Genomic DNA, 13,203 nt, shown 5'->3' with positions numbered 1-13,203 from the left:
TTATCTAGATAGCGCGCGCGTATATCAACCGAGGAGGGATCTAATTCCAATGAATGTAGCCGATAAGTTGATGCAAAAATTCAAAGACCGCGCTGCCCAGTATAAGCTGAAAGTCTATCGGGACAAAGTGGAGCTCATAAGGAGACGGAATTTGGAAGCATGGGACGCTGGGCAGCTCCAAGCGGAATCCCTCCGGCTGCAAAAAGAAGCAAAAACGGGTACGCCCTTGGATGAGCTTCTTGTAGATGCTTATGCGCTAGTCTGCGAGGCAGCGAAGAGAAAGCTCGATTTACAGCCTTACGATGTCCAGATCATGGCTGCCATCGCCCTGCACGAGAGATTTGTGATCGAGCAGCATACCGGTGAAGGAAAAACGCTTTCTGCTGTTATGCCTGCTTATCTAAATGCGCTGACCGGCGAAGGCGTTCATGTGCTGACTTTTAACGATTACTTGGCACATCGAGATGCGGAGTGGATGGGCCCCATCTATCGTTTCCTCGGGTTAACGGTAAACTCGGTGCAAGCGGGTATGAGCCTGTCCGAGAAACGGGAAGCGTACGCCAAGGATATAACCTATGTGACGGCAAAAGAGGCGGGATTCGATTATTTGCGCGACACGATCGCCCTAAACGAGTCCGATACCGTGCATCGTCCTTTCCACTATGTCATCGTCGACGAAGCGGATTCACTGCTTCTCGACGAAGCGCGGCTGCCGCTAGTCATCTCGGGCGTGTCGGGCTCGTCCAGCGACGATCGCATTCGTTTTGCAGAAGCGGCTCGGCAGCTTAAGCAAGATGAACATTACGACTTCGATGAGTTCCAGCGGAACGTGTACTTGAATGAAGCAGGCTCAGCGAAAGCGGAGGCCCTGCTGGGATGCGGCAATTTGTACGATAGCCATAACAGTCATTTGTTAACATCCTTGAATTGCGCGCTGCATGTGGAATCGTTATTAAAAAAAGATGTCGATTACATCGTCCGGGACGGTAACATCGAGCTGATCGAAGAATATACCGGACGCGTGGCGGAGAACAGGTATTTGCCGGACGGGCTGCAAGCCGCGCTTGCGGCCAAAGAAGGACTGCAGTCGAATATCGGTGGGAAAATCCTCGGGATGATCACCCTCCAACACTTCATTAGCCTGTATCCGAAGATTTGCGGAATGACGGCTACTGCGCACGCTTCCGCAATGGAATTCAAAGAGATTTATGCGCTGGAGGTCGTGCAAATTCCGCCGAACCGGCCAAACCTACGGACCGACCACCCGCACCGCATTTATACCCATAAAGAGGCCAAGCTTAAAGCGCTTGTACACGAAATCTCGTCCGTTCATGCGACGGGACGCCCCATTCTCATTGGTACGTCAAGCGTCGAGGAGTCTGACATGCTGGCGGAGGCGCTAGCGGCTGCCGGCGTACCTTGCCATGTTCTGAATGCGAAAAACGACGCAGAAGAAGCCGAAATTATCGCAAAAGCGGGAGAAATAGGCGCCGTGACGGTGTCTACCAATATGGCGGGACGCGGTGTCGACATTCGGCTCGGCGGCGGCAACCCCACGCAGGCAGAAGTTGTCGCCAAGCTGGGCGGGTTGTACGTGATGGGTACGCATGTGAATGAAAGCGTGCGGATCGACGACCAACTGCGCGGGCGTTCTGGCCGCCAAGGCGACCCGGGAGATTCTGTATTTTTCATTAGCTTGGAGGACGAGCTGCTGCTTCGGTTCGGCATCCATAAAGCGATTCGCGCTCCCAGGCAGGAGGAGGCTCTCGAAGACCCGGTGCTCCGCAGCCAAATCGCGCATATTCAGCGTGTTATTATGGGCCAGAACTTCCAAATATGCCAAGAGTTGAACCGTTATTCGGATATGGTAGAGGATCAGAGGCGAATGTTGTACGCGGAGAGACTCGAAATTTTGAGAGGCGAGAAGCCTATGAGCCCTTCGGAGCAGCGGGTGCGTCTTTTCTATATCGACGAGTTCTGGGCTGACCATCTCGCATACGTTTCTTTCATTCGCGAAGGCATCCACTTGGAGAGCCTTGTCAGCGGCAATCCGATCGACAAATTCATGCACAAATCACCCAAGCATACGAGCAAATTCAAGCTAAAATAAATAGCGAGTCGGCCAATATGCTCGCAAGACTCGGAGATTCGGATGATCCGGCGGAGTGGGAAGCGTTCGGTCTGAAGAGCCCTACATCCACTCGGACTTATATTATCAACGATCAATACATCCAGAATAAGCGCAGCTCATGGACCCCAATGACTGTATTTGCCTTTGGGATACGCAAGATGTTGAGGCCAATATTCAAGCTGTCAAAATTTTGATGCAGCGCAGCTTTTACGAGATTTCCTCTCCCAATCTAGATTCAGAGTTTACGCCTATAGTAAAACTCGAATTACCCGCTTCTTCCACATTTTCCTAAAGTCATCATCCAATAGCTGAATCCAATTTAAGCTAAGCCAGCCCTTTTGGGTTGGCTTTTTGATTTGTATCCCGCTCCCGAAATACTCCCAGAACAGGCCTATTAATTAAGGAAAGCGGACCACCTGTTTAAAGTTTTCTTTATACAACCTGAATAGGTGATTCGTTCTGATTATCGCGATCCCCCCGTAGGATGGCAGTGCAATTCAAATTTTCCAGATAAAAGGAGATTGATGAACATGCCGGACATCAAACTGAATCTGTACAACAACACGGATCGCCCTTGGAGGTTTGCTCTGTTTCAAAAGTTCGCTAACGCGAACCAGTTTTTCGATAAGATCGAGCCGATCGCATGGCAAGTACTGCCTTTGAGCCCCGGACAGAAGCAAACCGCCACTTATCCCATTCTGACCTCGCTCGTTGTCGAAGAGCTTAACACTCCATACCCCTCGGAGATTAGGGAAACAAGCAGAGTCGTTGAATTTCACCAGAAATGGGAATTCAAAAAGGCGAATGCGGAGAGTACGGATCTCGCCTTGCTCAGTGAAAACAACTCGGATAATTCCGTCAGCTGCATCAACAACTTTAACAACACGGTTGACATTTCCCTTTTCAAAAACGGAGCGAAGCTGGTTACTAAAAAGGCAGTACAGCAAGGGGATAGTGCCTATTTTCTTCTCACTCCGAAGCTCTACGTTATTTATGCCAATGACATTCAAGTGGGAGAGGAAATCCGCTCCTCTGTCCAATCGAACATTACCGAAATCGATCTGACCGATACCACCGTTGCGGAGATCTCGCTGGATCTCGTGAACAAAACAAGTGGGCTGAAAAAATGGAATGTGGTTGAGCGCAACCTCTAGTCGGGTGTTGGTCGGCTTGAACCATGCCATGTCAAAATGATCCATTTCGAGTACCACTACCCAGCAACCGCTGAAGACCAATAGCTTACCTATGGGACTCTGAACCAGTCCATTTATCGGTTCGAGTCTCTAAAGACTTGACGGTTGTTGGAATATGGGAAAATGACCACTGCTCGAGTCAATTAAGTACATTCAAATTTTTAAGATAAAAGGAGATTAATGAACATGCCGGACATCAAACTGAATCTGTACAACAACACGGATCGCCCTTGGAGGTTTGCTCTGTTTCAAAAGTTCGCTAACGCGAACCAGTTTTTCGATAAGATCGAGCCTATCGCATGGCAAGTACTGCCTTTGAGCCCTGGACAGAAGCAAACCGCCACTTATCCCATTCTGACCTCGCTCGTTGTCGAAGAGCTTGACACTCCATACCGCTCGGAGATTAGGGAAACGAGCAGAGTCGTTGAATTTCACCAGAAATGGGAATTCAAAAAGGCGAACGCGGAGAGTACGGATCTCGCGCTGCTCAGTGAAAACAACTCGGATAATTCCGTCAGCTGCATCAATAACTTTAACAACACGGTTGACATTTCCCTTTTCAAAAACGGAGCGAAGCTGGTTACGAAAAAGGCAGTACAGCAAGGGGATAGTGCCTATTTTCTTCTCACGCCGAAGCTTTACGTTATTTATGCCAATGACATTCAAGTGGGAGAGGAGATCCGCTCCTCGGTCCAATCGAACATTACCGAAATCGATCTCACCGATACCACCGTTGCGGAGATCTCGCTTGACATGGTGAACAGAACCAGCGGACTGAAAAAATGGAATGTCGTTGAGCGTAACATCTAAATAGGGGTTGGTCGGCTTGAACCATGACAAAATGATTTACTTCGAGTGTCACTATCCGCTCTGGCCACCCGATGCACCGGATGAAAAAAAGTTGATCTATGCTGCACTGGTCACGGGGATGGTCAGTGAAGTGATCTCTAAGCAAAGCCCTTCTTCTGAGACCAAGATTCACCAAGTAAAGCAAGCGCAGCTCGGAGTTCCGATTCACTTCAGATGGCAGGATGATGAAATTCCTCAAGTTAGTATTCTTTGGACGAATGATCCAGATCTTGCAGCAGGGAGTGCCTTGACGATCAAAGACGGTTCAGAGTACTTCGCAAGAGAACTTACGCTGAACCAATCCATCTTTCGGGTTATAGCATCCACCCGTAATCTTCTTAGCTTCAGTAGTGAACTGGCAGCTGAAGCATGGGTACCAAGTGAGAATGGCGGGCCTGGCAGCAGTTTTATGGTAATCCCGGACCAGGAAAAAAGAACCATTACGGTAACCTATCTTTCCAAGGGCAAGCTCTATACCAAGCAGCAGAATGATCCATTCTCAATCCCCTTCTCGGGAGAGGAATACATCGAAGAATTGGCTTCACCTGCGACGCTGCCCATCCTTATTCCCATGGACGAGGTAAAGACCAACCGTTACCTGGGTATGTACGAGACCGATGAGGATGGAAAGCTCGCTTATTTCCATCAGCTTGATCTCAGTACATATGTCCTAGAGAAAACCGATAGTTCGACAGATACTTCATCAGACACTTCATCCGATAAATCATCCGATACTTCATCTGAAACTCCATGATTCATTCCCCAAAGTAGATGTAATTTCACGATTACCATCAAATGAATACAGTCAAATCCCCTCTCTTATGAGTAGGAGAGGGGTTCTTTATGCGAGATACACAGACAAGGCACGTGATAAGGGATACATCGTCAACAGTCTGTGACCGAAACGAGATCGTTGAAGCCCATGCTCTAAAGGAGGAATAAAAATGACAGTTTATTATTATCAGCTTGTTGCGGCTAACCATAACCAGACGGGTTATGCAGTCGCCAAAGAACTCGCTAAGCAGACATTGGCCCAATTCGGCGCGGTCCGTGGATCGGGCGTAGGGATTGGCCCCGGGTCTTGTTGTGCGGCTGTTGCTGTAGAGCCGTCACAGAATATTCCGGCAGCTCACCCCTTAACTGGGTTTGGAGGGGCTACTACACCACAGTATGGCAGCACTACTCTACCATATGGCGTGGTTTTTGGTAATTCGCAGCTGGCACAAGGCGGGTTGGATTTGGGGCCTCTCGGAGGTCATGCGGAACGAGCCACGCTCACGGCTGCAGGCAACTATCACTTGCAGCTGTATTTGCTGAATCAAAAGGACGCCATTCTTTATGTAGAGCTTACGCCTTGCAGCGATTGCCAAAAATGGCTAAGCGGTGGTGGAGGGGGAGTACCCAACCCGTTTAACTTTTCAACCAACCATTTGAACCTCCATGTGTGGTGGTCTTTCAACTACCCCGGCACTACGGGTGTTGACGAAATGAATCAATTTCATAACGATACTCTGCCAAATCAGCTTACTACGGCCAACAGCTGGTAACATGAACAAGCGGGGGAGGGAATTCCGTTAATAAATTCAGGGAATCACGGCCTAAATGGTTGCTATTTCCGTTATTACCCTATCTAAGAGCGCCTGATTTTTTAAGAGGTAGTTCTTAAATTCAGTTTTTATACCCAATTTATTCCTCTCGCTTTAATGCGAATATCTCATTATTTTGCATAAATAAGACTCCTTTCAAAGAATAATTTTAATATATTTACATTAATGGTATAATTTTGTTTAGTTTCTATTGTTATTGGGTAATGAGAACGGGTGAGATTATACTGGAGGTAACTTTGAAACCGACGCCAGAACGGGCTCTATATTAGAACCTTGGTTCTGAGATGAGATGGGATGATGAATTTTGGGATATTCCGGATATTTGATTACATTCATACTTAATTTCGTAGTAGCTTATTTTATCTACGGTGATTCCGGTTATGTTAAACCTTTAATGCACTCCATTATTATATTAGCCTTGGTAATTACCATCGATTTAACTATGAAGAACAAGAAGAAAAAAGATGATTATATGTAGCAGTCCAAATAATATGTAAGAGAGTTAAAAATAAGGCTCATCGGAGTTATCCTCCTATGGGTCTTTTTTTGTAGGCCAGACCAGATCGAGTAATGTAATCTCATATGAAAAGCGGAGGTGATCGAGGCGTGAAACATCAAGCGGATGCCCTTATCATTGGATTTGGCAAAGCCGGAAAAACACTGGCCCCTTTTCTCGCCAAGCAAGGACTTAAGGTTATCGTAGTGGAAAGGTGCCTGGTGCAGAATCAACCTGGGGTAACCGTTATAACAGGAAAGGCTTCTTTTGTATCTGCGCATCTGGTAAAGATAGAAACAGAGCAGGGCAGCATGCTTGTGGAAGCCGGCAGGATCTTCATCACCACAGGATCCGTGCCGGTCATCCCCGTCATACCAGACATTCAGAGCAGCAAGGTATATACAAGTGCCGAACTATTGGATCTCGCCACGCTTCCCGAACGGCTGGCCATTATCGGCGGCGGATATATCGGCCTTGAGTTTGCTTCGATCTTTGCTGGTTTTGGTACCGAAGTAATGATTCTCGAACAAGGTGAGCGTTTCCTGCCCAGAGAGGATCGAGATATAGCGGCAGAGGTTCAAAAGGTGCTTGAGCACAAAGGTATCCGAATTCAGCTGCAGACCGGTGTAACCCACATTGAGGACCACAGAGAAACAGGGCTTACCCTTCAATTATCCTCGGCCAACGGTTTGGAGGAATCGAAGGCTGATGCAGTGCTGATCGCAACGGGCAGAAAGGCCAATACGGATGAATTGAACCTTGAAGCGGCCGGCATCAACCGAACGGCACGCGGATTCATTCAGGTTGACGAGAAATTGCAGACGAATCAGCCGCACATCTGGGCACTCGGCGACGTGAACGGGGGACCACAATTTACGTATATCTCTCTGGATGATTATCGAATCGTGAGGGATCAATGGACCGGAAGCGGACAGCGGACCACACTGGACCGGAAGCTGGTACCTTATTCGGTATTCATTGATCCGCCGTTGTCTCATGTCGGATTAACAGAGAGCGAGGCGCTGAAACAAGGTTATCACGTCAAGGTTGCCCTAATTATCCGTAACCGCTTCAACACGGGCTCGCCAGCTGAAGCAGACCGAGGGCCTTCTGAAAGCTGTCGTTGATGCAAAAACGAAGCAGCTGCTTGGGTTCACCATGTTTGGCGTCGAATCCAGTGAAGTGGTGAATATCGTCTCGGTGTTCATGAAATCAGGTGAGCCCTTCACTGTACTCCGCGATACGATCTTTACCCATCCTTCTATGTCTGAGCTGCTTAATGATCTGCTAAATCTCATATCAGACTAAGCGGGGAACGCGAGCATATTCTTTACTGATCATTCCCGCAATGATATGATGGTGCAGGGGGGAGTTGCAATGGCCAGAAGCAAAGAATTCGAAGAAAACGTCGTCCTGGATAAGGCCATGAAGCTCTTCTGGGAGCAAGGCTACGAGAAAACGTCGATGAGTGATCTTGTCGAGTATATGGGTATTCATCGGAGAAGCATCTACGATACGTTCACAGACAAACGCACCTTGTTCTTCAAGGCATTGGAACGGTTTGAGAGCCGTACGGATGCGAGGCTGATGACAGGGGTGAAGCAAGCGCAGACCGCGAAGAAAGCCCTTCAGTTTATCTTTGATTACATGAGCAAGGGGGAGGAAGGAGCGCCTCCCGGATGCATGTTTGTCAATTCAGCCGTTGAGTTGGCGTGCCGGGATGAAGACGTGGATGCCAAGGCCGTCGGTGCTTTCGAGAAGGTAGAGAGGCTGCTTGTGGAGATCGTATCCTGGGGACAGCAAAACGGCGAATTCGATGATCGTTATGAAGCAGGGGAATTGGCGGAATATCTGCATAACGCGTTAACGGGGATAAGAGTGATGGCGCGAACCTCGGTTTCAAAGGAGAAGCTTGAGCGCATTTCAACAATGACGATGCGAATTCTGGAGAGAGAGTAAGTACCCAAATTTTTTTAAGATAGTTAGAACGATCATTCTCATATCGATCAAATTAGAGGAGCGAACGACATGAAAACATTGATTATTGCGGCTCATCCGGATTTGCAAAACTCCCGCATCAACCGGGCATTGGCCGATACCATGAGAGAGCAGCCGAATACGACGGTGCATGCACTGTATGAGCGATCGAATACCAAATTTTGAATGTTGTTTAAAATTATGGGTAAGATAGGGTTGACCATCTTTAAGGAGGCTGGCTTTAACTTGGCAGAGAACAAAGACAACAACGGCTCAACCAATAATCAGGTGAAGCGCGAAACGTTGACAACACGACAGGGTCATCCCGTATCGGATAACCAGAACATTCGTACCATCGGGAATCGGGGTCCGGCTACGCTTGAGAATTACCATTTTATTGAGAAAATTTCGCATTTCGACCGGGAAGAGATACCGGAGCGAGTCGTGCACGCCCGGGGAAGCGGGGCATTCGGCTATTTTGAAACCTACGGTAAGGTTGGGAATGAACCCGTCGAGAAGTATACGCGCGCCAAAGTATTCTCAGGCGCTGGGAAACGAACGCCGCTCATGGTGCGCTTCTCCACAGTGGCAGGCGGGAAAGATTCACCGGAAACGGTGAGAGACCCGCGCGGCTTCGCGGTGAAGATGTACACCGAGGACGGCAACTGGGATTTGGTGGGGAACAATCTCAAAATTTTCTTTATCCGCGATGCTATGAAATTCCCTGATATGATCCACGCCTTTAAAGCCGACCCTGCTTCGAACGTGTCGAATCCTCAGCGGATGTTTGACTTCGTCTCCCGTACGCCTGAGGCGACGCATATGATTACGTTCCTCTTCTCGCCATGGGGAATCCCTGCTACCTATCGCCACATGCAAGGGTCCGGGGTGAATACATATAAGTGGGTGAATGCCAAGGGCGAGGCTGTCCTGGTGAAATATCATTGGGAGCCGAAGCAGGGAATACGCAACCTCACGCAGGATGAGGCGGATGCGATTCAAGCGAAGAACGTAGGTCATGCGACACAGGATTTGTATGAAGCGATTGAGCGCGGGGATTATCCGGAATGGGAACTGTTCGTCCAAATCATGGAGGACGACTACCATCCTGAGCTCGATTTTGATCCGCTTGATGATACGAAGCTGTGGCCGGAGGATAAGTTTCCATGGCTGCCGGTTGGGCGGATGGTGCTGGACCGCAATCCGAAGGATTTTCATGCAGAGATTGAACAGGCTGCCTTCGGGACTGGGGTTCTTGTTGACGGAATGGACTTTTCGGATGATAAGATGCTGCAAGGCCGCACGTTTTCTTATTCCGACACTCAGCGGTACCGTGTGGGTGCCAACTACTTGCAGTTGCCTGTGAACGCGCCCAAGGCACCTGTTCGCACGAATCAGCACCGCGGCCAGATGGATTACCGCAATCCGCAAGAGTCCGGGGATAACCCGCATATCAACTACGAGCCATCAATGCTCGGCGGTCTGCAGGAAGCAAACACAGAAGGGCGCGCTCCACACCAGCCAACGTATAATGCGGCCGCGATGAGCGCACCCATTGACCGTCCGAACAACTATGGTCAGGCGGGCCATACTTACCGCAGCTTGGAGGATTGGGAGAGGGACGAATTAATCAAGAACTTATCTGAAGCGCTTGCGGTATGTGACAAGCGAATTCAAGATGCGATGATTGAGCACTTCTCCAAAGCTGACGAGGATTACGGCCGTCGTGTGAAGGAAGGCATTGAACAGAAAATGAAGGCATTGAAAGAGGCGGGCAAGGAATCCCTTGTACCCGGCCGTGAATCCGGTCAAACGAAATTTGGCCAAGGCTCACTGAATGCGAACGCAGCTGCACAAGATGCGGTGAAGAAAAGTCACGAAGCGGGTCCTTACTAAAACTTAACGCCGAACACCGCCAAATCAACCCCCGTTTCCTCGTCGTCTATAGAGGAAACGGGGGTTTTTAGTTACAGGTCGTAAGCCATTTCTATTTTATGGGTTGATTTCCAGCGAGGTTCCGCATATAATAGCAACTAACTTCATACGAACGACAAAATTCCGTGACGAGAAAGAGTACGTTCGGCGTCCGTTTCACAGAGAGTTGGGGCAGGTGAAAGCCAACATTCGGGCACGTACGGAAAGCCATCTCCGAGAAGCAGGCTGAAGTTCAGTAAGTGCTGCCGCATTTCCAGCGTTAACAGGAACGCGTATTGTTGGATACGTGAACGAAGTGCCGTTTCTTCGGAAGCGGAACTAGGGTGGTAACACGGGTAAAAACTCGTCCCTTGAGGGGACGGGTTTTTTTGTTTTTTCCGTGATCCCATCGAATTCTAAAGGAGGAAAGGGATATGTCTATTGAGGGGTTGTTGTCGCCGAAGGTCAGGAACATGCCGCCTTCGGGCATTCGCAAGTTTTTTGATTATACCGCAGGAATGACGGATGTGATTTCACTCGGGGTCGGGGAGCCGGATTTCGTGACGCCCCGGCACGTCAGGGATGCCTGTATCGCAGCGCTGGAGAAGGGGAGAACATCATATACGTCGAACGCCGGACTCCCCGAACTGCGGGAAGCGATAGCGGAATACGTGCACGGCAGCTTCGGGGTGGGGTACGAACCATCCAGCGAAACGATCGTAACCGTAGGCAGCAGCGAAGCGATCGACCTGGCGCTTCGGGCGTTGATCACGGAGGGGGATGAAGTGCTCGTGCCCTCCCCCTGTTATATCTCTTATTCACCGATTACGTCGCTCGGCGGCGGGAAGCCGGTCCCGGTCGAAACGTCTGACCGCGACCACTTCAAGCTGACGGCGGAAGCGTTGAAAGCTAGGCTGACGCCTCGTTCCAAGGTGCTCATGCTTTGTTATCCGAATAACCCGACCGGCGGCATCATGACATACGAGGATTGGCTGCCGATCGCCAAGCTGGCGGAAGAGCATAATCTGGCCGTGATTGCGGACGAAATCTATGCTGAGCTAACGTACGGCAGCCGGCATGTCAGCTTTGCGGCTCTGCCGGGAATGAAGGAACGCACGCTGCTGGTCGGCGGCTTATCCAAGGCGTTCGCCATGACGGGGTGGCGGATCGGATATGCATGCGGCCCGGAGGAACTGATCACCGCGGTGTTGAAAATTCACCAGTATACCGTCATGTGCGCCCCGATACTCGGTCAGATTGCCGCGCTCGAATCGTTCCGCAACGGAATGGAGGAGAAAGATCGGATGATCGAAAGCTACGATCGGCGGCGGCGGGCTTTCGTTAGCGGCCTGCGGCAGATCGGCCTGCCCTGCCATGAGCCGATGGGCTCCTTCTACGCATTCCCGTCCATCGCTCATACCGGCTTGAGCTCGGAACAGTTCACCCAAATGCTGCTCCATGAATCCAAGGTGGTGACGGTGCCCGGGCACATCTTCGGTCCCGGCGGGGAAGGCTTCATCCGCTGCTCCTATGCGTCCTCTCAAGGTCAGCTGGATGAAGCGCTGGAACGAATGGACGCGTTCCTACGCAGACGATTGTCCCTGTAACGCCGAAAAAAAGAGTACCTCCCCAAGCTATTGAATGTATGGTTACCACACCACACCACATTCAAACGAAGGAGGTACTCTTTTGTATTGAGAGCAATCGAAAAGAAATTAGAGGTCCCTTTAAAGGATATATTTAGAGCAGCAAGTTCACGGTTATTGGGGCAAGCTGCTTATGATAATCAGACGCGGCGATCTGACTTCATCGTACATCGTAACGGGAGAGTGGCCCCCTAATCAAAAACAGGAACCATAGGATGACTCAAAAATAAGGAGGAAGATTTATGCTATTTATGATTCTTGTCAAAGCTTCGAAGAATTCGGAAGCCGGAAAGCTCCCGAGCCCTGAATCATTGAAGCCATGACGAAGTACAATGAGGAGTTAGTAAAGGCAGGCGTGCGGGTTATGGCTAAAGGACTTCATCCCAGTTCAAATGGGATTCGCCTTTCGTGTCTGAATCCGGGGGAAAAGCCAATGGTCACGGATGGCCCTTTTACGGAATCGAAGGAATTAATTGCCGGGTTCATTCTGATTGATGTGAATTCGAGGGAAGAAGCCATCGAGTGGGCCATGAAAATGCCGGACCCGCAAGGAAATGGCGAAGGTCAGATTGAATTGCGTCAAGTATTCTAGGCAACGTCCATTGCCTTGTCACATCGATAATGACTGAATTTACCGGCCGCATCGGTCGATAAAAAAATGGAGTGCGTCGTCAACAGACGGATCAAAAGATGACATCGGAAGAGAGGGAGGAGGTGCGAAAGCAGCTCGAGGAAATGTAAGCGTAGTTTCCAGCAATTCCATATGTCTTGGTATGTGGCTGCCGTGATATGGTGAACTTGGCCGCGGCAATAACAAGGACTGGATTTTTGTATTGTAGACCCGGTCATCAGCTGCCCTATGAAGCTATGGAATCATTACTTCAGCAATCTATGAAAAGGGGATAAGGAACATCATGACTAGACTCATCGAGAAGATAAATCAGATTGTTGAAGAAACCACGATTTCTGTACCTAGAGAAGCTGTACGGGCTGCCATACCGTTTAGTTCAACGATAAGACAGACACTGCGCGATTATTACGAGGCGGTGGACGTTCACTTTTTTACAACCCTGATCTTGAAAGAGCATGCAGAACGATTGTCCAAAGATTTAATGTACAACCTAATCCGGTCTGATATTCCTCGATTGAATGGATTGACTTACGTAGAACTCGGGGACATCCTCGGGAGGCAGGACGCTGCTCTTCGTCTGATGGCGCTTGGAGAATACTTCGGTTTCTGGAGAATTGCCCATCCGAAGCGTATCATGCCTAACCTGAATTTGAGCCACTGGGATAGCCTGGCGAATCAGGGTATGGTCTGGATCGATACAAGCCGCTTCCCGAAATTGTCTGTGCCGGTCAGGGCAATGTAATCAAAGGGTTCAACCTC

General features: G+C 49.5%; 11 protein-coding genes, 2 pseudogenes and 1 other annotated feature. All 13 genes and pseudogenes read left to right on the top strand.

The window, feature by feature from the left end; translation table 11 throughout:
* Positions 1-49 precede the first annotated feature (49 nt).
* Positions 50-2,325: pseudogene (locus ACP26L_RS18115) on the top strand (DEAD/DEAH box helicase).
* A 336-nt stretch (positions 2,326-2,661) separates the two neighbouring features.
* Positions 2,662-3,285: a hypothetical protein gene (locus ACP26L_RS18110; protein WP_426454621.1), complete on the top strand. Its 624-nt coding sequence runs from the start codon at positions 2,662-2,664 to the stop codon at positions 3,283-3,285.
* Between the two features lie 225 nt (positions 3,286-3,510).
* A complete protein-coding gene (locus ACP26L_RS18105) occupies positions 3,511-4,134 on the top strand; it encodes a hypothetical protein (RefSeq protein WP_426454619.1) in 624 nt (207 codons plus the stop codon).
* 16 nt (positions 4,135-4,150) lie between these two features.
* Positions 4,151-4,927, top strand: a complete 777-nt coding sequence (locus ACP26L_RS18100; RefSeq protein WP_426454618.1) for a hypothetical protein — start codon at positions 4,151-4,153, stop codon at positions 4,925-4,927.
* Positions 4,928-5,117: 190 nt separating this feature from the next.
* The gene (locus ACP26L_RS18095) at positions 5,118-5,720 is read left to right on the top strand and encodes a hypothetical protein (RefSeq protein ID WP_426454616.1); all 603 of its coding nucleotides are present in this window, start codon (positions 5,118-5,120) and stop codon (positions 5,718-5,720) included.
* Positions 5,721-6,386: 666 nt separating this feature from the next.
* On the top strand, positions 6,387-7,403 hold the full coding sequence (locus tag ACP26L_RS18090) for an FAD-dependent oxidoreductase (protein WP_426454614.1): 1,017 nt from the start codon (positions 6,387-6,389) through the stop codon (positions 7,401-7,403).
* Positions 7,366-7,584 (top strand): hypothetical protein, encoded by a 219-nt coding sequence (locus ACP26L_RS18085; RefSeq protein WP_426454992.1) that lies wholly within the window; start codon positions 7,366-7,368, stop codon positions 7,582-7,584. The genes ACP26L_RS18090 and ACP26L_RS18085 overlap by 38 nt, the downstream gene beginning before the upstream one ends.
* A gap of 69 nt (positions 7,585-7,653) precedes the next feature.
* Complete coding sequence (locus ACP26L_RS18080; protein WP_426454612.1) at positions 7,654-8,235, top strand: TetR/AcrR family transcriptional regulator; 582 nt, start codon at positions 7,654-7,656, stop codon at positions 8,233-8,235.
* Between the two features lie 69 nt (positions 8,236-8,304).
* Positions 8,305-8,439: an NAD(P)H-dependent oxidoreductase gene (locus ACP26L_RS18075; protein WP_426454610.1), complete on the top strand. Its 135-nt coding sequence runs from the start codon at positions 8,305-8,307 to the stop codon at positions 8,437-8,439.
* 60 nt (positions 8,440-8,499) lie between these two features.
* Positions 8,500-10,149 carry a catalase gene (locus ACP26L_RS18070; RefSeq protein ID WP_426454608.1) on the top strand — a complete coding sequence of 550 codons (1,650 nt, stop codon included), beginning with the start codon at positions 8,500-8,502 and terminating at the stop codon, positions 10,147-10,149.
* 155 nt (positions 10,150-10,304) lie between these two features.
* Positions 10,305-10,542, top strand: a binding site (T-box leader).
* 59 nt (positions 10,543-10,601) lie between these two features.
* Entirely contained in the window at positions 10,602-11,774 is a 1,173-nt protein-coding gene (locus tag ACP26L_RS18065) for an aminotransferase class I/II-fold pyridoxal phosphate-dependent enzyme (RefSeq protein WP_426454606.1), read from the top strand.
* 281 nt (positions 11,775-12,055) lie between these two features.
* A pseudogene (locus tag ACP26L_RS18060) lies at positions 12,056-12,405 on the top strand (YciI family protein).
* Positions 12,406-12,727: 322 nt separating this feature from the next.
* Positions 12,728-13,186, top strand: coding sequence for a hypothetical protein (locus ACP26L_RS18055; protein WP_426454604.1), 459 nt, complete (start codon positions 12,728-12,730; stop codon positions 13,184-13,186).
* The last annotated feature ends 17 nt before the right edge of the window (positions 13,187-13,203 follow it).

Source organism: Paenibacillus sp. S-38, from assembly GCF_049942825.1.
Taxonomy (GTDB): domain Bacteria; phylum Bacillota; class Bacilli; order Paenibacillales; family NBRC-103111; genus Paenibacillus_G.
The sequence above is the reverse complement of the archived record's forward strand: the minus strand, read 5'-3'. Positions and strand labels throughout refer to the sequence as shown.